General features: G+C 38.8%; 16 protein-coding genes. 12 read left to right on the top strand and 4 right to left on the bottom strand.

The window, feature by feature from the left end; all coding sequences use genetic code 11:
* Window positions 1–72 precede the first annotated feature (72 nt).
* The 8 genes from ACRD64_RS17680 to ACRD64_RS17645 all read left to right on the top strand — a co-directional run bounded on the left by ACRD64_RS17680 (window position 73) and on the right by ACRD64_RS17645 (window position 15,612).
* Window positions 73–4,416 (top strand): CusA/CzcA family heavy metal efflux RND transporter, encoded by a 4,344-nt coding sequence (locus ACRD64_RS17680; RefSeq protein WP_430934789.1) that lies wholly within the window; start codon window positions 73–75, stop codon window positions 4,414–4,416.
* Window positions 4,417–4,427: 11 nt separating this feature from the next.
* Window positions 4,428–5,543: an efflux RND transporter periplasmic adaptor subunit gene (locus tag ACRD64_RS17675; protein ID WP_430934788.1), complete on the top strand. Its 1,116-nt coding sequence runs from the start codon at window positions 4,428–4,430 to the stop codon at window positions 5,541–5,543.
* Between the two features lie 273 nt (window positions 5,544–5,816).
* The gene (locus ACRD64_RS17670) at window positions 5,817–7,310 is read left to right on the top strand and encodes a PAS domain-containing sensor histidine kinase (RefSeq protein ID WP_430934787.1); all 1,494 of its coding nucleotides are present in this window, start codon (window positions 5,817–5,819) and stop codon (window positions 7,308–7,310) included.
* An 807-nt stretch (window positions 7,311–8,117) separates the two neighbouring features.
* Window positions 8,118–9,194, top strand: a complete 1,077-nt coding sequence (locus ACRD64_RS17665) for an efflux RND transporter periplasmic adaptor subunit (RefSeq protein WP_430934786.1) — start codon at window positions 8,118–8,120, stop codon at window positions 9,192–9,194.
* 11 nt (window positions 9,195–9,205) lie between these two features.
* Window positions 9,206–12,250, top strand: coding sequence for an efflux RND transporter permease subunit (locus ACRD64_RS17660; RefSeq protein WP_430934785.1), 3,045 nt, complete (start codon window positions 9,206–9,208; stop codon window positions 12,248–12,250).
* Between the two features lie 30 nt (window positions 12,251–12,280).
* Window positions 12,281–13,627: a TolC family protein gene (locus tag ACRD64_RS17655; protein WP_430934784.1), complete on the top strand. Its 1,347-nt coding sequence runs from the start codon at window positions 12,281–12,283 to the stop codon at window positions 13,625–13,627.
* Between the two features lie 127 nt (window positions 13,628–13,754).
* Window positions 13,755–14,819 (top strand): sensor histidine kinase, encoded by a 1,065-nt coding sequence (locus ACRD64_RS17650; protein ID WP_430934783.1) that lies wholly within the window; start codon window positions 13,755–13,757, stop codon window positions 14,817–14,819.
* 16 nt (window positions 14,820–14,835) lie between these two features.
* Entirely contained in the window at window positions 14,836–15,612 is a 777-nt protein-coding gene (locus tag ACRD64_RS17645; RefSeq protein WP_430934782.1) for a LytR/AlgR family response regulator transcription factor, read from the top strand.
* On the opposite strand, the gene ACRD64_RS17640 is transcribed toward ACRD64_RS17645, so the two are convergent.
* The gene (locus ACRD64_RS17640) at window positions 15,609–15,989 is read right to left on the bottom strand and encodes an arsenate reductase family protein (protein ID WP_430934781.1); all 381 of its coding nucleotides are present in this window, start codon (window positions 15,987–15,989) and stop codon (window positions 15,609–15,611) included. The genes ACRD64_RS17645 and ACRD64_RS17640 overlap by 4 nt on opposite strands.
* A gap of 379 nt (window positions 15,990–16,368) precedes the next feature.
* Between ACRD64_RS17640 and ACRD64_RS17635 the strand changes: the two genes are divergently transcribed.
* Window positions 16,369–16,650: a hypothetical protein gene (locus ACRD64_RS17635; RefSeq protein ID WP_430934780.1), complete on the top strand. Its 282-nt coding sequence runs from the start codon at window positions 16,369–16,371 to the stop codon at window positions 16,648–16,650.
* Window positions 16,651–16,699: 49 nt separating this feature from the next.
* Here the strand turns inward: ACRD64_RS17635 and dinB are convergent, their stop codons facing one another.
* Window positions 16,700–17,803, bottom strand: coding sequence for a DNA polymerase IV (dinB, locus tag ACRD64_RS17630; protein WP_430934779.1), 1,104 nt, complete (start codon window positions 17,801–17,803; stop codon window positions 16,700–16,702).
* A 139-nt stretch (window positions 17,804–17,942) separates the two neighbouring features.
* On the opposite strand from dinB, the gene ACRD64_RS17625 reads away from it, so the two are divergent.
* The 3 genes from ACRD64_RS17625 to mnmD are packed head-to-tail and all read left to right on the top strand — an operon-like array spanning window position 17,943 to window position 19,540.
* Window positions 17,943–18,566, top strand: a complete 624-nt coding sequence (locus ACRD64_RS17625) for a hypothetical protein (protein WP_430934778.1) — start codon at window positions 17,943–17,945, stop codon at window positions 18,564–18,566.
* On the top strand, window positions 18,559–18,870 hold the full coding sequence (locus tag ACRD64_RS17620; RefSeq protein ID WP_430934777.1) for a winged helix-turn-helix domain-containing protein: 312 nt from the start codon (window positions 18,559–18,561) through the stop codon (window positions 18,868–18,870). The genes ACRD64_RS17625 and ACRD64_RS17620 overlap by 8 nt, the downstream gene beginning before the upstream one ends.
* A gap of 13 nt (window positions 18,871–18,883) precedes the next feature.
* Window positions 18,884–19,540 carry a tRNA (5-methylaminomethyl-2-thiouridine)(34)-methyltransferase MnmD gene (gene mnmD, locus ACRD64_RS17615; protein WP_430934776.1) on the top strand — a complete coding sequence of 219 codons (657 nt, stop codon included), beginning with the start codon at window positions 18,884–18,886 and terminating at the stop codon, window positions 19,538–19,540.
* A 70-nt stretch (window positions 19,541–19,610) separates the two neighbouring features.
* On the opposite strand, the gene ACRD64_RS17610 is transcribed toward mnmD, so the two are convergent.
* A complete protein-coding gene (locus ACRD64_RS17610; protein WP_430934775.1) occupies window positions 19,611–19,916 on the bottom strand; it encodes an FtsB family cell division protein in 306 nt (101 codons plus the stop codon).
* 333 nt (window positions 19,917–20,249) lie between these two features.
* A complete protein-coding gene (locus ACRD64_RS17605; protein ID WP_430934774.1) occupies window positions 20,250–21,392 on the bottom strand; it encodes a CapA family protein in 1,143 nt (380 codons plus the stop codon).
* Window positions 21,393–21,719: the final 327 nt, after the last annotated feature.

The raw sequence follows: 21,719 nt of genomic DNA, 5'->3' as shown, positions 1-21,719 counted from the left end.
ACGTATTGTTCAATAGTTTGATACCGTTGATACAGACAGATATGCTAAAAGTATAACCCGGACAACATTACTATGCTTGAAAAAATAATTAATTTCAGTGTAAAGCATAAGCTCATCGTCATTCTTTTTACGATATCCATTGTGCTCTTTGGTGTACATGCCATTTTTAAAATACCGGTAGGAACCGTACCTGACATCACCAACAACCAGGTACAGGTAATCACAACATCAGGAAATCTCTCCACCCAGGAAATTGAGCAGTTTATCACGGCTCCGGTAGAAATGGAGATGGCAAACTTACCCGGAGTTATAGAAATCCGGTCGATTTCCAAATTTGGCATTTCGGTGGTGACGGTGGTGTTTGAAGAAAATCTTGGCACCTATTTGCCAAGACAGCTCATTGCTGAAAAAATTAAAAGCGCCTCCGCCAATATTCCTGAAGCCTACGGCACTCCCGAAATGGGCCCCATATCCACCGGCCTGGGCGAAATTTACCAATATATCGTTGATGTTAAACCCGGATACGAGGGCAGATATACAGCCATGGAATTAAGAACCATTCAGGATTGGGTGATAAAGCGCCGGCTATCCGGAATAAATGGCGTGGTAGAGATTAACAGCTGGGGCGGCTTTTTGAAACAATACGAAGTGGCTATTGATCCGTTCAAATTAAAAAGCATGGGCATTACCCTGATGCAAATATTTGTAGCTCTGGAAAACAACAATAACATTACCGGAGGTTCTTATATTGAAAAAACCAACCAGAGCTATTTCATCCGTGGAGATGGGCTGGTAAAGTCGCTCAGTGACATAGAAAATATATTAATAGAAAATAATTCAGGCACTCCTGTTCTGGTGAAAGATGTTGCAGAGGTGAATTTTGGTTATGCCAATCGTTATGGAGCAATAACCGCAAATGGAAAAGGCGAAACCGTGCTCGGCCAAATAATGATGTTGAAGAATGCAAACTCAAAAGAAGTTATAAACGAAGTAAAAACCAGGGTAGCAGAAATTCAAAAGAACCTGCCCGAAGGTGTCTTCGTGAATCCAATATTAGAACGTAGTGAACTGATTTCGAAAACCTCAAACACTGTCGCCGAAAACCTAATTCTGGGTGCCATCATCGTTATGTTGACGGTACTTTTATTGCTAGGGAACTTGCGCTCTGCTTTGGTCATAGCTTCTATGATACCCCTTGCTCTCCTATTTACCATCTCCATGATGTATGTTTTTGGGGTGGATGCAAATCTGATGAGCCTGGGCGCACTCGATTTTGGAATTATCATTGATGGAGCGGTCATAATAGTGGAATATATTGCTATTAAAACCACGCTCAAAAGAAAGGATCTTATCAATGGCTCAGGGGAGGAACGACAAAACCTAATGGATAAAATATCTTTTGAAGGCTCGTCCAAAATGATGAATTCAGCCATTTTCGGTCAAGTCATCATACTTATTGTTTTTATTCCAATCTTGTCCCTTACAGGCGTTGAAGGCAAGATGTTTCGGCCTATGGCGCTGGCCTTTTCATTTGCCATAATAGGTGCCATGGTCATGGGCTTAACCTGGTTGCCCGTTGCCTCTTCGTTATTTTTGCGCCCCCAGAAAAGTGAACAACCCAATTTTTCCGATAAGTTTATGGAAATGGTTAAGCGCTCATATACACCCGTTATGCATTGGTCGTGCCGTAATAAACGACTTGTGCTAGGGGTAGCCGTTGCTGTATTGGTTTTGACCGGAGGGCTGTTTTACAACATGGGTGGAGAATTTGTGCCAACACTGGACGAAGGCGACTTTGTTATTCAGCCCGTGTTAAAAACCGGGACATCCCTAACAAAAACGGTTGAAACCACCACTAAAATGGAAGGAATACTAATAAAAGCCTTTCCTGATGAGATCGATCAAATCGTTTCGCGGATTGGGGCTGCCGAAGTCCCAACGGATCCTATGTCGATAGAGGAAATTGACATGATCATCAAACTCCAACCAAAAAACGAGTGGATACATGCTGAAAACAAGGAAGAACTTGCCGACAAGTTCAAAGAAGCTTTAGAGATTATCCCGGGCATTGAATACGAGTTTACCCAGCCCATAGAGATGCGTTTTAACGAACTGATTACGGGGGTAAGATCCGATATCGCTATCAAAGTGTTCGGTGAGGATTTGGATTATATCAATACGAAAGCGGCTGAAATTAAAAACTTGATAGCTGACATTCCGGGTGCGGGAGATATTATCCTTGAAAAAACAACCGGGTTGCCGCAAATAAAAGTAAGCTACAACCGAAATAAAATGGCCTACTATGGCATAGATATAAATACTTTGAATTCGTATATATCCACGGCTTTTGGAGGAAAAATAAGCGGTGTGGTATTCGAAGGAGAAAAACGCTTTGATATGGCGATGCGTTTCAACCAGAACAGCAGAACCGATATTAACAACATACGCGAGCTACAGGTACCGGTCATCAACGGAGTCCAAGTTCCCTTATCTGAATTGGCCGATATTAAATATACAACCGGCCCAGCCAAAATATCCCGGGACAATACGCACCGGCGTGTGGTAGTCAGTGTCAATGTCAGAAACCGCGATTTGCAATCCGTTATCGAAGATATCCAAACCAAAATTGACGAAAACGTACGAATGAGACCAGGCAACTACATTGAATACGGGGGACAATTTGAGAACCTAAAAAACGCTACCAATCGACTGATGTTAGCTGTTCCCGTAGCTATGTTGCTTATATTTATATTTCTTCATTTTGCTTTTCGGTCGGTCAAGGATGCCATTATGATTTACACGGCCATTCCCTTGTCGGCAGTTGGTGGTGTACTGTTACTCTGGCTTAGAGGCATGCCTTTCAGCGTATCGGCTGGGGTTGGCTTTATTGCATTGTTTGGTATTGCGGTTTTAAACGGAATAGTATTGATAGAACACCTAAAAGAACTGCAAAAAGAAGGAAAACACACCATGCGGGAGTTAATAATAAAAGGAACCAAAGATCGATTACGCCCTGTGATGCTGACGGCAGGTGCTGCCGCCATGGGTTTTCTACCCATGGCCATTTCCACAGGTGCGGGAGCCGAAGTACAGCGTCCCCTAGCCACGGTTGTAATTGGAGGCCTTATCACATCTACCATGCTCACAATGATCGCTTTGCCTTTATTGTTTGAAATATTTTACAATGTAACAGCTATTAAACTTTTTCCATTTAGGGTGATACGAAGCAAATGCACCGTTGTCATTCTTTTATTCGCATTTTTCAGCGTTACAGGCACAGCACAACAAAAGCAATTGGACCTGAATCAGATTGTTGATATTGCCCTGCAGAACAATCAGAAAATAAAGGCTTATACCTTAAATATTGAGCAAAGCAAAAGCTTGAAAAAAGCTTCTTTTGATATTAACAAAACCAGTATTGCGTATAGCACGGACGAAAATAACATCGCAGAAAACAACCATCCACTCAACGTATGGGCAATAGGTCAGGAAATTAGTTTTCCTACTTTGTATTTGAAAAACAAAAAAGCCGGTAAGATTAATATTTCAATTGCTGAGCTAGAATTAGAATTACTAAAAAATGAGCTTAAAAGAAATATAGCCGATGTATTCTATAAATACCAAATGCTGCTCAATAAAAAACTGGTGTATGACGATCTGGATAGCCTGTTTTATGAATTGCATCTGCAAACACAAAAACGATTGAAACAGGAAGACGCCAGTTATTTGGAGATGCTTAACATAAAAGCCAAACGCAATGAAATCTTGGCGTTGCTAAATGGCACCCAATTAGATATTCAGAGCGAATACAGCAACCTGAAAACATTGATGAATTATCAGGATGACTTTGAGATCTCCAATCTCCCAGAGATGATTGAAACGCCACAAGGCACACAAGCCACATCTCACCTAGAGCAGTTTTACCAGTACAAAAACGATTATTCCAATGCCTTAATAGAAATAGAAAAACAGAAGGTACTGCCCGATTTGTCACTCAACTATTTTGTAGGCAGCAATAGCTACGACAACGCTAAAAACTATCATGGTTTTGAAATTGGTGTGGCCGTGCCCTTATTTTATGGGAGTCACTCCGCCAAAATTAAAGCGGCTAAATTTGCCAGCAGCGCACAACATTTGCAAAACGAATATAAATCCATTGCGTTCAAAACCCGTTTGAAAGCGTTGAAAAACGAACAGTTAAAACACAAAACCCTGATTGACAATTATATTTCGTCAGGAAAAGAGCTGCAAGAAGAACTGACCAGAACCACTTTAAAATCATACCAGTTGGGGCAAATCGGCTTTCATCAATTTATCAACGGGTATGAAAATGCCCTAAAAATAAAAATCGATTATTTAGAAAACCTTTATCAGTATAACCGCTGCACATCTGAATTAATGTACATATCCGAATAAACAACTCCGCCATGAACAATAGAATAAACACCCTCCTATTCGCCATTATCTTGCTCTTGACAGCCTGCAAAAACCAGGCGGTTGAGTCTGATGACAATTCTGGTTTAGAACTGATTGAAATTAGCAAACTACAATTTCAGTCGGAAAACATGGAGTTAGGATCAATAGAGTCCATTCCATTTGCAGATAAGCTCCATTTTACGGGAACAGTTGTTTCTTCTCCCAATGGAACAGCGATCATCAGCGCACCTATTGCAGGAACCATAAAAAGTATTCGTGTTGCCAATGGTGATCAGGTAAAAAAGGGAACTCCCGTAATTGAGATTTCAGGCCTGGACATTATCGATTTACAGAAAGATTTTGCCGAGTCTGCGGCTACCCTTCATCGCCTAACAAAAGAGTTTGAACGAACCAGTAATTTGTTTCAGGAAAACATTGGTGCCCAAAAAGACTTTATGCAATCGGAAAGTGAATATAAGGTGGAATTGGCCAGGAACAATGCACTTAAAATAAAACTTGAAAACGCCGGATTAAACACTACGCCAATTGCCAATGGCAAATTCTCAGCAAGCTATACTTTAAAAACACCAATTGATGGTTATATTACGCAATTGAATGCAGTTATTGGTCAATTTGTGGAACCGCAGGTCGCATTGTCCGAAATTGTCGATCAATCTACCTTCCGTTTATCCATTCCTATTTTCGGTAAGGACATCGGGAAAATATTTAACGGCCAAAGAATTGAATTTAATACTACCGGTAGTAGCCGCAATGCTTATTACGGTAAAATCACTCATGTTGGAAAAACCATAAATTCAACCACCAAAGCCGTCGAATGCTTTGCCAACATAGAGAATGTTACAAATATGGTAAACCATCAGTATGTTGAAGGAGATATCATATTAACAGAAGATTCCGCTTTGGCCATAAATACATCCGCTGTTTTAAATAGCGATAATGATCGATTTATTTTACTCCTTCATAATGAAACCAATGAAAGTTATTCCTTTAAAAAGGTAAAAGTAAATATAGTTCGCGAAAATAACCTTTATTCCGAACTGAAAGAAAAAATAAACCTCAGTGGAAAAGTACTTACCAAAGGTGCCTATAACCTTACGATTGAATAATATTGGATGAGATACGTTCAACTGATGCCTGCATCAATGTTTAATGAAAATCTGATTTTTTGTGTTAATTTAGCGCGACAGAATACGCCCCAATAAAACCTGTTGATTATTCCTATACCAGTTGTTGGTTTAGTGGTGAGGAATAGTCAAAATCGATGTTTATTTAGTTGTGGCGCCTGCTTATTTTTATAAAATGTAAGAGAAATAATTTATCGGTCGACTGGCACGCAGTTTGTCGATATAACATTGCTCTCATCATATAACATCCGCAAATTGAAAAAAAAATTAACCGAAATCATAAAGCAAATATCAAAAGGCGAAAGTGTCGATCTTTCTCTCCACAACCTCAAATCGGACCTAGAAAAAATCGCGGATCGTGACGAAAAGGACCTATATTATTCTATCATCGATCTTGCCCACAAAAACAACGAATCCCGGAATTTTATTACAGAATTATCCAAAGGGAACTTTGAAACACAGGCTCCGGAAAACAACCCATACATAGCTCTTTTCAAGCAACTGCAAACCAACCTAAACCACTTAATGTGGCAAATTCAGCGTATCTCGGAAGGCGATCTGCATCAAGACTTTAGTTACCTGGGAGACACATCCTTCTATTTTAACAAACTTATTTTTACGTTACAGGAAAGAAAATTGGTTGAAAGAGCACTGAAAGAAAGCGAGCAAAAATTCAAAACCATCATCGAAACGTCTCCTGATGGAATTGCGATAACAGACCTGGACGGAAAAGTAGAATTTGTTACCGCTAAAATAGTTTCGATGTGGGGATATGATTATGAAGATGAGATCATCGGTAGGAATGCACTGGAATTTGTTGACCCAAGCTTTCACGACAAATCGGTATTCTTTATTTCGGAAGTGATAAAAGGCAATTTAACCGGTGCCGCCGAATATTTAATGGTCCGTAAGGATGGCAGCAAGTTTTATAGCGAGGTCAACACCAATGTGCTGCGCGATGGGAACGATACACCTGTTGGGGTGTTGTATATTGAACGAGATGTTACCCAACGAAAGGAAATCGAGGAGTTGATTAGCGACCAGATTGATCAACTATCCCAGTTAAATGCTACAAAAGATAAGTTTTTTAGGATAATAGCCCATGACCTCAAAAATCCTTTCAATTCTTTACTGGGATTATCCAAAATACTGTCCGACAGCGTAAAAAACGGCAACTTAGATCAAATACAACAGTATGCTAATTCAATTACCGAAGCGGCTACACACACCTTTAAATTGCTTGAAAATCTGCTGGATTGGTCTCGCCTTAGATCCAATAAGCTGAATACAAACCCACAAAGATTTAGACCTTCGGAAGCCATCAACGCAATCATTTCACAAGCAGATCAACAAGCAAAGGCAAAGGGGATTCAATTGTTGTCGAAAATAGAATGTGACCTTGAAATATGGGCAGACCAGGACATGCTTAAAACCGTATTGCGAAATCTGGTTTCCAACGCCTTAAAATTTACAGGTGAGGGAGGAACGGTGCAAATAACCACACAATGCATAAAACACGGCATCCAATTCGGAATTTCGGACAACGGAGTCGGTATCCGAAAAGAATATCTCGACAAACTTTTTAGAATTGACAGCAAACTATCGGAAACAGGAACTGCCAGGGAGAGAGGTACAGGTTTAGGTTTGATTCTCTGCAAAGAATTTGTTGAAAAAAACAACGGTAAAATTTGGGTGGAAAGCGAACTTGGGAAAGGTAGTGAATTTAAATTTACCGTACCGGTAAAGTAAGTAGCTTTCTAACTTATTATAGATATAGATACTGCTCAAATGTTGATCATAGCCGCTCCTATTAGAATGAACCTAAATTATAAAACTTAATGATTCGAAACTAAGCATTTATGCCGCAATTTTACCAAGGGGTATGGTTGTTTTATTCTCTTGCCATAAAACAATGGGAAGCCATTGCTTCAACTAAAGAGGTTATTGCCTGAACTAAAGTGGGCATTGTTTGAATAATAGTAGGCTTTGCTTGAACAATAGTAGGCTTTGCTTGAACTAAAGCGGGCATTGCTTGAACTAAAGAAGGCTTTGTTTAAACTAAAGAGGTTATTGCCTGAACTAAAATGGGCATTGTTTGAACTATAGAAAGTATTGCTTGAACAAAAGTGGGCATTGCTTGAACAAAAGTGACTAGCCGGATCATTTTCACCTATCATTATAAAATGCCACCTGGCTTTAAAAGCCACCTTAACTTTAACCCGCAATATGCATTAGAAAATCTATTACACATTAAAATTGTTTCAAAACAAGACACTCCGCTGCTTCACTTCAACTCACCATAACGATGAAAACCTAGTAAGATTGCACTTTCAATGTTCACGAGGAAGTTCTATTGCATAATCCGGGTTTAACATTCTTAAACACTTCCTCCCTTAAATTTAAGAAGACACCAACCATTCCCCATCCAATTCCGTCATCATTTATTTCAATCAGAAATTTAACCATTTCGTTTTATTTAAACATTACGCGCACGTATTCAAATAATACATTTGTAACGTCATAAAACCGATAAAAATAAAACCTAAAATAATTAAGATGAAAAGTAAAAGTTTATGGCTCTCAATGCTAGTTTTGATTGCCGTAGTATTTACATCGTGTGGCGATAAGTGCGCAACACAGGAAGCAGAACAAGTAAGGTATGTAAAGTCAAGTGAAGTGTTGCCCGCCAACGGAAACAGCAAACTAATTTACAATGGAGTGGTAAAGGAAAACCGACAAGTTACGTTATCCTTTAAAGTGGGTGGCCCGGTTCAAGAGTTATTAGTAGATGCAGGTGACTATGTGCAAAAAGGTCAAGTACTAGCACGTATAGATAAACGTGATTACAATGTACAAGTTCAGGCCACGGAAGCCCGATACACCCAGGCGAAAGCGGAATACGAACGATACCTGGAACTTTACGAACGCAAAAAACTTCCGGAAAACACTTTAGATCAGCTAAAAGCAGGTTATCTAATGGCTAAAAGCCAATATGAAGCTGCCACAAATGCTCTAACCGACACCGATTTAAGAGCTCCTTTTGCCGGATATGTAAACCAAAAGCTAATTGAAAACTTTGAAACAGTCGGCGCCGGTCAACCTGTCGTGGAGTTGCTTGACTTTTCAGATTTAGAAGTGGTTGTCAGTATCCCTGAAGGACAGATCAATGCGATGAACGAGATAAGCAAAATAACATGCGATATTAAAAATGCGAACCAGTTCAATATTCCTGCTAAAGTAAAAACCTTAAGCAAAAAGACTGGCGACGATCGTATGTTTGAAGCTAAAATACTATTGCAAGGCAACGACCTAAACAAAGGCATTAAACCCGGTATGGTGGCCAAAGTAAACGTTTTAAAATTCGAAGAAGGTGAAAACGGAATGTTGGTTCCTATTGAATCTGTTTTTGCCGAAGCCGGGAAAAAACATGTTTGGATTATTTCTGAAGACTCAACTGTTGAGAAACATGAAGTCTTTGCATCTAAAGTTCGCGAAAATGGTTTAATCGAAATTAAAAACCATATCAAAGCAGGCCAGCAAGTAGTAACTGCCGGTGTGCATTCTTTAATCGAAGGCCAAAAAGTAAAAGTTTTACCTAAACAATCTGAAACAAATATCGGAGGTTTACTATAATGAGTAAAGGAATGTTAGAAAAGGTATTGAATCAAAAGGCGTTTATCACCACCCTTTTGTTTACTGTGTTTTTGGGAGGTTTTCTTGCTTTTGATGGCTTAGGAAAATTAGAAAATCCGGAAATTCCAATTAAGTCGGCCGTTGTGATGACTCCTTATCCAGGCGCTTCTGCAGCAGAAGTAGAGTTAGAAGTAACCGATGTACTGGAAAAAGCTATACAAAAACTAGAGAACATCGATTTTGTGGAATCCCGTTCTGTTGATGGCATGTCTGAGATTACTGTAAATGTTAGTGACAAAGTACGAACACCCCAAATGCCGCAGTTGTATGATCATCTGCGAAGAAAAATTAACGATGCCAAGGGTAGCCTCCCTGAAGGAGCAAGCGAACCGATAGTAGTGGATGATTTTGGTGATGTGTATGGTATATTTATATCGGTCAGTGCCGATGGTTATTCGTACAGTGAACTGAACGATTATGTAGAGTATATTAAACGTGAATTATTGTTGGTTGATGATATTCGTAGAATCGAAATTTTCGGTCAACAAACAGAAACAATTGATATCAAGTTCTCTACTGAGAAATTTGCTTCACTGGGTATTAACCCAATGTTAATTGTTCAATCTATCAATGACCAGGCAAGTATCGTAAATCCGGGAGATGTGGTAGTGGGTACCGAACGTATCAGATTAAGCCTCGGTGCCAAATTTAAAAGTATCGATGATATCAAGAACTTATTGGTGCAGGTGCCAGAAGGTGGTTCTTTTGTTTTAGGCGAAATTGCAACGATAGAAAGAAGTTTTTATACGCCACAAAGAAGTGCTTTTAAATACAACGGGAAAGCTGCCATGTCGTTGGCTATTTCGGTAGAAAGTAAAGTAAACGTAGTTAAGATAGGAAAGGTATTTGACGAAAAAATTGCAGATATTCAAAAAGATTTACCAGTAGGTATCGAAATCAACAAAGTTTACTTTCAGCCCGATGCGGTTAGTACTGCCATCAAAGGTTTTATGATCAACCTGATTGAATCGGTATTAATTGTAATCGTTGTACTGTTATTTGCAATGGGGCTTCGTTCCGGTTTACTAATTGCTAGTGGACTTATTTTTACCATACTGGCTACATTTATTGTGATGCAGGCTATGGGGATTGAACTACAGCGTGTATCCTTGGCAGCCATCATTGTGGCAATGGGTATGTTGGTAGATAATGCCATTGTGATTGCCGATGGAATTCTGATAGACCTTAAAAAAGGTGTGGAGCGCAAAAAAGCTTTTGTCAATACCGCTCAAAAAACAGCTGTTCCACTATTAGGAGCCACGGTTATTGCCATCCTGGCCTTTATGCCATTAGGGTTTTCTCCAGGAGGGGCCGGTGAATTTTTAAAGTCACTTTTTTACGTATTGGCCATTTCTCTTTTCCTGAGCTGGGTATTTGCCATGATTCAAACACCCTACATGGCCAGTTGGTTTTATAAGAAGGATGGGCTGAAAAAGGACGGTGAAGACAAAGATCCATATGATAATGGTATTTACAGATGGTTTAAAAATACCCTGAAGCAAATGTTATGGCACAAATCAGTATTTATAGCCATTACAACTATACTATTGTTTATATCCTTATGGTCCTTCAAATTTGTTAGGCAAGAGTTTATGCCAGGACTCGACTATGCTCAGTATGTAATTGAGTATTGGTTACCACAAGGTAGTGATATATATCAGGTAGAAGAAGATCTGGACAATGTATATGAAGATTTGAAAGATTGGGATGGCGTAGAAAGCATCACCATGGCCATAGGACAAACACCTGCCAGGTATACGTTATTACGTCCGATGAATACATTGAACAGCAACTATGGCGAGTTGATTATCGACGCAACGGATTTTGAAGCATATCAAAAATCATCAGCTGAAATCCTTCCATTTCTGCAGAAAAAATATCCGCAGGCGTTTGTAAGGGTGAGAACCTACAGCCCAATTTTTAGCGAGTATCTGGTAGAAGCTAAATTTACAGGACCCGATCCAGCCGTATTACGCGACCTGGCCAAACAAGCAAAAGAAGCGATGCGAGCCAGCCCGTTAACGCAAGTGGCCACCGATAACTGGAAAAACCAATCCAAAATATTAACACCTGAATATTCTGTTGATCAGGCAAGATTAACAGGAATCTCCAGGAGTAATGTGGCTAATTCATTGGCCATAGCTTCTAACGGCATGCCTGTAGGTGCATTATACGAAGGAGTAGACATGCTCCCGGTAATTTTAAAAATGGAAGAACCTATTGGAAATCATGTTGAAAACATAGAGTCGGTACCGGTTTGGAGTAACGCCATGACGAGCACACCGCTTGGTCAGGTTATCGATTCCGTGAACATAAGCTGGCAGGACGGAACCATACGTCGATACGATGGTATCAGAGCCATCAAGGCACAATGCAACCCGGTTGCAGACGTTACCGCTCCTGAGTTATGGAACTCTGTTCACGAAGGTGTTGAGGCTATAGAACTGCCTCATGGTTACCAACTAGAATGGTTAGGTGACCATAAAGATAGTGCAAAAGCAAACAAGAATTTGTTTGCTCTGTTACCATTGGCACTTGGACTTATGGTACTGATTATCATTCTACTGTTTAACAACTTAAAACAACCAATGATTGTAATGGGCGTTGTACCAATGGCTTTAGTTGGTGTTGCCCTTGGGCATCACGTAATGGCCACCCCATTTGGTTTTATGGGAATTATTGGTACACTGGGACTAATTGGAATGATGATTAAAAATGCTATTGTTTTACTCGATGAAATCAACTTTGAAATTAATCAGGGGGTAGATCAGTTGAATGCTATCATCAATTCCGCACTTTCAAGGATGCGTCCTGTGATGATGGCTTCTTTAACTACTATTTTAGGTATGATGCCATTATTGTTTGATGTGATGTTTAAGGGTATGGCAGTAGCGGTAATGTTTGGTCTGTTAATCGGATCATTGGTTACCTTATTAGTAGTACCTGTATTGTACGCCATTCTTTACAGAGTGAACACTAAAGTTTTACATGATTAACTGGCATGACCAGAATAAATTATTAAACATATGAAAGGTTATTCAAAAATTATAATATTAGGCATAGGATGGGTAGTTTTTGGACTATCCTCCGAAGCTCAAAAAAAACCTTTAAACCTTGAGGAGACTCGTAACCTTGCGTTGGAGTTCAACAAGAGTTTAAAGATATCTGCCTTGCAAAAAGTAGAAGCAGAAGCACAAAGAAAAGAAGCTTTCACCAATTACTTACCAAGTATCGATGGTAACGGGTCTGCTTCCTTAATACCCACATTGGATAATATTGAACTGCCAGGTTTCCAGTTACCAACAGGACCTGAAGAAGGTGCAGCTGCAAGTGATGCGTATTTCCCGGGAATAGCTCTTCAAACCGAAAATTTATCTATACTTCAGGCTGGGGTTACTGCCCAGCAAGCGATATATGCCGGAGGACAAGTTCGCCTGGGTAATAAGATGGCCAAAACGGGTGTTGAAATCAGCGAGCAGGCTTATCAGTTGCAGGAAGCCCAGGTTATTTTAAATACAGATGAAGCGTATTGGCAATTGGCGGCCATGAACGAAACGGTAAAACTTGCCGAGAAATACGTGCAGATGTTGGATAGTCTGGAAGACCAGCTAAACGACATGTACGAGTTACGCCTGATACCCAAAAGTGAAAAACTAAGGGTTACCGTTCAGAAAAATGAAGCAGAACTGAATCTTTTAAAAGCCCGTAACGGCTATCGTATTATGCAAATGAATTTGTGCCGGATTATTGGCTTACCCCTAAATACCCAAATTGACATAACCGAGGAGGTGAATCCAAACCCAACATTACCCAACATGTCGGACAGTAAGGAAAAAGCCCTTGCCGGACGTCAGGAATTAAAAATATTGGATGGTCAGGCTCAAATTTCAGATTACCAAAAGAAGATGGTTAATGCCGAGTTTCTGCCTCAATTGGGCGCACAGGTGGCATACCAATATAATCAGTATGGCGATTTGTACCAAGACGGAATGGTAACCTTGGGTGCCTCTTTATCCATACCTATTTTTCACTGGGGAGAAAAGAAACACAGAAAGTCGGCTGCGCAGGCCCGTATTCAACAGGCTCAACTTAACTTGCACGATACACAGGAGCTGGTTCAATTGGAGGTTCAACAAGTGATGATTCAACTACAGGAAGAGTACGAATCGATACTTTGGGCACAAAAAAACAAACAAGAAGCACAGGAAAGCCTGGAGGAAACACAGGCTAGTTACGATGTGGGGTTAAATACCACAACAGATTTATTAAATGCACAGGCTTCGTGGCAAAATGCGTATTCAAAAGAAATTGAAGCATTGACAAACTTTCAGGTGTTAAAAACAAGATATCAAAAAGCATTAGGTTTATTATAAGAAAAAGGTTGCCTGCGAAAATAAGCATACAAAGGTATGTTAACAATTAGGTTTTAAAATGCAGTGTAAATAATCTTTTCATAATTATTGGATTTTTGCGGGTAACCTTTAATTTTAATGCATGGGAATGAAAAAGCTTTTGAACATAGACGATAAGTGTAAACATTGGAGAAAGTTACATCGAGACAAAGGATTTGTAAGTTTCAGAAGAAGAATTGTGTTTGAGCTGATGATGAACATATCTTTTTATATTATAGTACATAAACTTATCTTCAGTAGTGAAACATTTGATTGGGGAGGTCTTGTGTTTACCTCGGGTATTTTTGTTTTTTACATAGAATCAGTTGTTTTATTCGATAAATTCATAGAAAAAAAATTCCCCTGGCACGAAAAAGTCAAAACAAGGACTTTCCTTTTGATAGTTTTTGCAATCATTTGGATGCTACTTACAAAATGGATAGCACCACAAATCGAACCATATTTTGTATCCAGACCCATAGTCGACCTCGAAAAATACAACCTCACCTTTGCTTTTGGTATTCTATATATGGCTATCTTCCTAATTATGATAATAGCAAGAAACTTTCATAAAAGCATGGAGTATTTTATGGTGGAAAATGAAAAGCTAAAGCAGGACAAAATACTAACCGATTACAAAGCGCTACAAGATCAGGTGAACCCGCATTTTTTATTTAACAACTTAAGTACGCTGATTGCTATTATCAGAACAGATAAGGAAAAAGCCATTGATTTTGCAGAAAACTTTACCGATGTTTACCGATATCTTTTAATTGAAGAAGGACAGGTAGCCATTAGTTTAAAGGAAGAGCTTGCTTTTGTTGAAGCATATACCACATTGCATAAAGCCAGAATTGGGGACGGATTAGAGGTTGAAGTGAATGTACCCGACGATATGCTCAACAAACGGTTACCGCACCTCGGACTGCAGGTTTTGGTTGAAAATGCGATAAAACACAATATTACCTCGCGTTCAAAACCACTGTCTGTTAAAATTGGTACCGAGGACGGAAAACTTTATGTGATTAATAACAAACAAAAGAAAGAGTCTACATATTCCACTAAAACGGGACTATCCAACCTTGGCAAAAGGTTGAAAATACTAACCGACGAGGAATACAAGATTACCGAAGACGAGTATAACTTCAAGGTCGAAATACCGCTAATTGATTAACCTTAAAAAAATGACCATGGCTTTTAACACCATAATTATAGAAGACGAACAGTTTAGCGCACAAATGCTGGAAAGCATGATTAGAGAACTACGCCCTGACTGGAACATACTTGGTATTTTCGATAGTGTGGAAGATACGGTTAACTGGTTACAAAGCAACGAGCATCCCCAATTAATATTCTTGGATATTCAACTGGCCGATGGCTTAAGTTTTTCAATTTTCGACAAGGTAAAGGTGGAGAGTGGGATAATTTTTACGACAGCCTATGACGAATACGCAGTAAAAGCCTTTAAGTTAAACAGTATTGATTACCTATTAAAACCGGTTAAAAAAGAATCTTTGCTGGAATCTATTGAAAAAGTAGAAAAAATACTTAAACGCTTTGAGGAAGAGAATAAACCGGACATTAATTACGCCGAGCTGGTTAAGGGGATTAAGGAAGGGAAGGCCAACTATCGCAAGCGTTTTTTAGTATCTAAACGAGATGCTTTTTTTGCCATTCCGGTAGAAGATGTTGCTTACATATACTTTGAGGCTAAAATAACCTATGTGGTGACTTTTGACAGGAAACAACACATTATTAATTTCACACTCGACAAGCTGGAAGAAGAACTTGACCCTGCCGTATTTATAAGAGCCAACAGACAAGCAATAGTTAACCTTAAGGCTATTCACTCGCTCGAAAATCATTTTGGCGGTAAACTGGTGGTTAAGCTACTACCTCAGTTCGATGAAAAGTTTATGGTAAGCAGAGCTAAAGCCTCCGTTTTTAAGGAGTGGCTAGACAGTTAGTTGGATGAAACCGAATGCCTTTTATAAATCTGCATAAATGTGCTTAGCTCATTCACAACTTTACGGCTGTTTCCAATAAATATTTGGTTGTCAATGATAAAGATAGGTCTCTTCAAAAAAGTATATTCCTCTAATATCAATTGGCGCATCCTTTCCTCGCCCAGTTCTTGCGAATGCAATCCCATTTCCCTGTATTTACGGGCCTGCTTATTAAATATACTTGAATAGCTGCCCGAAAGTTTGTAAATACCATCCAAATGCGCCTTGCTTATCGTTTCATTCTTTATATCCTGGAATACAAATTCGCTATCTGGCTCCACCTCCCTAATTATCCTGCGGCATGTAGAACAAGTGGATAAATAATATACTTTCTTCATAGGCTAGGTCTTTTTATTCATCTATTACATTCTAGTCGCTATTACAACCAACGAACATCAAAAAAGAATACTTGGTCTCATTGCGATTCAAAACAAAAGGGAGTTTCGGCATTATTAAGCAAGAATAATTCAATGGTAATTGTAAAAATTACAACTTACAACCCCATCATGCTCGATACACAATCCCATAATTACCCTAAAAATAGTAATAATCATTCTTAAATATATTATTAAAAGGCCAAGTAGATATATATTTTTATAAACACGTTTAATTGTCTGATTAATTTTAAAATCAATTAATACTTTTCGTATAGTATTAATTGACGCCTGTAAAATATAATGTATCTTGCATTATTATTCTATCGTAAAAATTTATGCAATGGCAAACATTAAAGAACTTAAAAAAGATATTAATTACCTGGCATCAGAAATTGTAACGCAAGGGTATTTGAAGCTGACGCTGATGGAAAACGTAAAAGAAGAAGATCTTACGCCTATATTAACCGAAGCGATTGAAATGAGAAACGAATTCGTTGCAAGAGCCAATCACCCTGACGGCAAACACAACAAAAAATTGGTGAAAAAATACTACACCAAGCTCCGTAGCGACCTCATGACCAAATCCCTAGAACTGCTTGAAAAAATTCAAGAAATCAAATAACCAACTGCTACTTTTCCAAAGTTTAGAACTTTGGAAAAGTTTCTTCCGGTCAGTCAAAGTCAATGGTCAACTGAACCGGATTATGATGGGTCTTCTCTCCTTCCAGATTGGAAATACTTAATCCCATCAAACGAACTTTCTTGTCGAACTTCACCTCCTCCATCAACTGCATCACAAGTTTCGACATTTCTTCCTCAGTTTCAATTTTATGCAAAACCGTTTTGCTGTGGGTGATCTGCTTAAAATCGTTGAACTTTATTTTAAATGTTATCGTTCTTCCAAATTTCCTCGATTTATTGACTCTCTGCCATAAACCCGTTTTAAGTATGCCTAACTGATCGTTTCGCTCAGCATCAGTTTCCAGGTCTTTACCAAACGTATTTTCAATACCTACAGATTTCCTTACTCTATTGGGAACAACCGGTCGGTTATCTACCCCTCTGGAAATGGAGTAAAAGAAATTACCCGCTTTCCCAAAATGCCTTACCAGTCCGTTTAAACTCCAGGCCTGCAAATCCTTGCCAGTATAAATCCCCAGCTTGTTCATTTTTTCCGCCGTCTTTCTACCTACACCAAAAAAATCCCTGATAGATAATTTTTCGATAAATGGAAGTACCTCATCGGGTTTAATCACAAACAGGCCATTGGGCTTGTCCTGATCGGATGCTATTTTAGCCAGAAACTTGTTTACACTAATTCCGGCCGAGGCTGTCAGCTGAGTCTCTTTCCGCACACGCTGCTTAATTTCACGCGCTATGATGGTGGCCGACTTATGGTTCTTTTTATTGGTGGTAACATCTAAAAAAGCCTCATCAATGCTTAATGGTTCTACCAAATCGGTGTACTCGTACAATATATCCATTACTTGTGCCGAAACAGATTTGTAAACATCAAACCGATGTGGCTGAAAAATTAGATGTGGGCATCTTTTTAGTGCAATTTTCGAAGGCATAGCCGATTTTACCCCAAATTTACGTGCCTCGTAGCTAGCTGCCGCAACTACCCCCCGTGGTGAAGGACTACCCACAACAACCGGTTTACCTCTTAGCTCCGGAAAATCTCTCTGCTCCACCGAAGCAAAAAAAGCATCCATATCAATATGGATAATCTTCCTTACTTTTCCCTCTTCTCCTATTTGCGCTTCCTTCTTCATGTATCATGTAAAAATAGCTTTTGTTTAAACACCTCCGTAAAGATTTGTTATTAATTATTCATTCAAATATTTTTGGTTTGTAACGCAAACTTCATTAAGTTTGTATTACAAACTAGTCTGTATACTAAATTATTTAATTATGAAACCAGATGAAAACATACATGTATTCGATGAAGAACAATCCATAAGGGTAATTAAGGATATGATTGAAGTTTCACGTAAAAAACTACAAAATGACGGAATTCTTTTTATCATTTGGGGCTGGACCATGTTTATCAATTATTTCTTTCTAAACTATCTGACAAGTATTCTGGTTACTTCTCAGCAAGTTATGTCAATAGTTCGTCCTTTGCGAATACTATTACCTTTGTTTGCAATTGGTTTCACCATATATTATATCACCAAAGAGCGAAAGAAAGTAAAAACCTACATAGGAATTTCGCTTAGGTATATTTGGGTGTCAATGTTCTTTTGTATGGTATTTATTAATCTTATTCAATTCAACGTATTGCAGAAGATAAATTTTGAACTTCAACACCCAATTTTTATGATTCTAATTGCTTTTGCCATTACTATTTCAGGCGTTGTTATCAGGTATAAAATGATTATCATTGGGGGTATTTTATTTGCCATATTGGGATTAACAGCGTCATATTTTTTATTAATTAGTCAAATGCTTATTGAAGCTATTGCCTGGTTTGTTGCATTTGTGATCCCCGGACATATGTTATATGCTCAACGCAAAGAAAAAAATAATGTTTAAAGATCTTGACCCCATATTGCATTCACAAATTCGGCTTGCTATAATGTCCATTTTGGTTGGTGTTGAAAGTGCTGAGTTTGCTTATCTTTTAGATAATATAAACACTACAAAAGGCAATTTAAGTTTTCAGTTGAGCAAGCTAAAAGATGCAGCGTATGTAGATATAAAAAAATCGTTTAAAGGCAATTACCCTCTTACAACTTGTACTATTACAGAAAATGGCATAAATGCTTATGAATCCTATATCAGTATAATTAATGACTACTTTAAGGAATATAGATTGAAGAAAAATAAAAAAAAATAGATTAAGCATATTAATGAAACACAAAATAATAACATCCAACGATGGTTCCCATACACTTTATGTACTTGATTTAAACGAGCACTATCATTCTACCAATGGCGCCGTGCAGGAATCGATGCACGTGTTTATCAATGCTGGTTTAAGACTGGTTACCGCGGACAAAATAAACATCCTGGAATTTGGGTTCGGAACGGGTCTTAATGCCTTTCTAACTGCTTTAAATAAAGAGAGTAATGAAATCCATTATCATTCCATGGAGAAATATCCCATAGAATCAAGCATGATCAATCAACTCAATTATGGTGATCTTTTTGAGGGAAAACATAAGGAACTTTTTAAGCGCTTACATCAATCAAACTGGGAAGAAGAAAACAAAATAAAGGACGGTTTTTACCTTAACAAACAGCAAGTTGATTTTAAGGAAGTAAGACTCGAACCAAAATACAACCTCATTTATTTTGATGCTTTTGCACCGGATATCCAACCCAAACTTTGGAGCAAAGAGATATTTGAAAGAGCGTACAGTTCTTTGTTGCCAGGGGGGATCTTAACTACCTACTGTGCCAAAGGTGTGGTTCGCAGAACCATGCAGGCAGTAGGATTCACTGTGGAACGTTTGCCCGGCCCTCCCGGTAAGAGAGAAATGCTGCGGGCAGTACGAGAGAACTAAGAAGAAGAAAATGATTGGAGTAGATCATATATAGCCAGTCCGAAGCAATCAATTGTAACTCAATCAAGCTTTAATCTTCGTTTTCGATCACCACAAAAATATCTTCGTTTTTCTTTTTCATCAGATATTCTTCACGTGCGAACTTCTCAAGACTTTCCGGGCTTTCCTTGATTTCGCTCAGCTTGCGCTCGTTTTGTTCTATTTCTATTTCGTAGTGGTGCTTCTGTTTTTCTAACTGACGTATCCTTGACGAAAGCTTGGTCCTGTCCCAAAGGTTATTTTGGTCGAAAAAACCCACCCAAACGCCAAAAACCGCAAGTGTAAGTATGTACTTGTTTTTTAGGTACGATGGCAAATTGATTTTTGGAAGCTTCATGGAATCCTAATTTAATGCAAAGATAGGAAAAACAGACATCACAGCATTGATTCACCGGCAATACTTTTAAACAATTAGTTTCCAACATCTATTATCTCCGGGTAATCTTCCTGCCAAGTTGCTGCGCAACCGTAATTACCCGAGCCTCTCGGCTTAGGAAAAAACCAGAATGATCTGGTTAAACTAAATCTTTTGAGATTGGATATCGTTTCAGTACCCTACGAGCGGACCAGACTCCAAAATTGACCAATGATTAATGACCAGTTTACCTTTATATAACCGTTAACTTAGTTTGCTAAACATATGAAATTTATCATTACACTCAGCTCCGGGTTACTGTTGACTGATCACTATTGACTGATCACCGACCCTAACCCAGCCAGGTAGATTCTTATCGAAAAAATATTCCTGAATATTGGTATTTTGTTTGTAGATATCACGGGCTTCTTGTCCGTATTCTTGTAATCTTTCATAAGCTTCTTGATCCATAAACTGGGCCTCCCGCTCAAAGGCAGTGACTGGTAGTATCATAAACTCTTTTTTACCATTTACCAGTGGTGTATGAACCCAGGTCAGGTAATAGCCCGCATCGCTAACCTCCGTTTTATTCCCTGTTTTGGTCAACTCCAGCCGAATGATAACCCCTCCATCCCGGGGAGCCGTTCGTTGATTGGAAATAAAGTTACCCAGGGAATATACCACAAAATGATCCTTTTCGTATTGAATGGGTTGTAGTACATGAGGATGTGAACCGATGACAACATCAACACCGTTCTCCTTAAAGTAATCGTTAAACATTTTTTGTTCGGCGTTGGGCAGGGTTTGGTATTCCAGCCCCCAATGAACAAAAGCGATAATCTTGTCAGGTTTAAGATTCTTGGCCTTCTTTATATCGCGAACAATCACATCCTTATCCAAAAAGTTAACCACATTGGGCTTCGTCACAGGAATTCCATTCGTTCCGTAAGTATAATTAATGACAGCTATTTTTATTCCATTTTTTTGCAACAACAAAGGATTATTACGTTGGTTTTCCGTTTCATCTTTAAACGTTCCTGTATGGGGAATATGCAGACTATCCAGCACATCAATGGTTCTTTCCAATCCTTGTTTTCCCCTATCCACGCAATGATTGTTAGCGGTCACCATAACATCTATACCCGCATCTTTCATGGCAACGGCCAGCGCATCGGGCGAACTAAACTGAGGATATCCCTCAAACGGGGGACCGGCTAATGTTACTTCCAGGTTTGCGATGGCAAAGTCGGCATCTTCAAAAATATTGCTAACATACTTAAAGCATCCGTCATAGCTGTATTGCTTGGTTTCAGGGTTGAATGCACTTTTTATTTGGGTTCCGTGCCCCATCACATCCCCCATAAAAACAAGGGATACTTTCGATGTTTCCTGAGAACGCAAAGAATGAATACTAATTGCTAAAACGATAAATACTATAACCGGAACTTTATGTGCCATCACCATCTTTTTAAAGGAAAATGTAAATATAATCTTAAACGAGTATATTCCAGAATAGTTTACAGCAATATAAAAAGTATTACACCAAAATCCGCAAAAAATCTCTCAGCTATCTGGTTGTATCTTTTGTGGATTCAATTAGGAGCATCCATCTCCTTGGCTCGCATACAATCCTCCAAAGAGTGAGTTGCAAAATCGGAGGTAACCCATAAGCATTTTTGAAAGTCAAATATAAAATGCTTACCGATTTAACCCGGATTATGTATTGGGGGTTCGTCATGAGCATTGCAAGTACAATAAAACAAGGCATTACTGAAACGAGGCATA

This window comes from Saccharicrinis sp. 156, assembly GCF_050589685.1.
In the GTDB taxonomy this organism is placed as follows: domain Bacteria; phylum Bacteroidota; class Bacteroidia; order Bacteroidales; family Marinilabiliaceae; genus Saccharicrinis.
Note: the sequence above shows the minus strand (reverse complement) of the source record. Positions and strands in the feature narration are given on the sequence as shown.

Coding starts and splice junctions, on each gene's coding strand:
- ACRD64_RS17620 (WP_430934777.1), top strand. CDS start 18,559: ATGTTTAAAGATCTTGACCCCATATTGCATTCACAAATTCGGCTTGCT.
- ACRD64_RS17610 (WP_430934775.1), bottom strand. CDS start 19,916: ATGAAGCTTCCAAAAATCAATTTGCCATCGTACCTAAAAAACAAGTAC.
- dinB (WP_430934779.1), bottom strand. CDS start 17,803: ATGAAGAAGGAAGCGCAAATAGGAGAAGAGGGAAAAGTAAGGAAGATT.
- ACRD64_RS17650 (WP_430934783.1), top strand. CDS start 13,755: ATGAAAAAGCTTTTGAACATAGACGATAAGTGTAAACATTGGAGAAAG.
- ACRD64_RS17635 (WP_430934780.1), top strand. CDS start 16,369: ATGGCAAACATTAAAGAACTTAAAAAAGATATTAATTACCTGGCATCA.
- ACRD64_RS17660 (WP_430934785.1), top strand. CDS start 9,206: ATGTTAGAAAAGGTATTGAATCAAAAGGCGTTTATCACCACCCTTTTG.
- ACRD64_RS17680 (WP_430934789.1), top strand. CDS start 73: ATGCTTGAAAAAATAATTAATTTCAGTGTAAAGCATAAGCTCATCGTC.
- mnmD (WP_430934776.1), top strand. CDS start 18,884: ATGAAACACAAAATAATAACATCCAACGATGGTTCCCATACACTTTAT.
- ACRD64_RS17645 (WP_430934782.1), top strand. CDS start 14,836: ATGGCTTTTAACACCATAATTATAGAAGACGAACAGTTTAGCGCACAA.
- ACRD64_RS17655 (WP_430934784.1), top strand. CDS start 12,281: ATGAAAGGTTATTCAAAAATTATAATATTAGGCATAGGATGGGTAGTT.
- ACRD64_RS17605 (WP_430934774.1), bottom strand. CDS start 21,392: ATGGCACATAAAGTTCCGGTTATAGTATTTATCGTTTTAGCAATTAGT.
- ACRD64_RS17625 (WP_430934778.1), top strand. CDS start 17,943: ATGAAACCAGATGAAAACATACATGTATTCGATGAAGAACAATCCATA.
- ACRD64_RS17675 (WP_430934788.1), top strand. CDS start 4,428: ATGAACAATAGAATAAACACCCTCCTATTCGCCATTATCTTGCTCTTG.
- ACRD64_RS17640 (WP_430934781.1), bottom strand. CDS start 15,989: ATGAAGAAAGTATATTATTTATCCACTTGTTCTACATGCCGCAGGATA.
- ACRD64_RS17665 (WP_430934786.1), top strand. CDS start 8,118: ATGAAAAGTAAAAGTTTATGGCTCTCAATGCTAGTTTTGATTGCCGTA.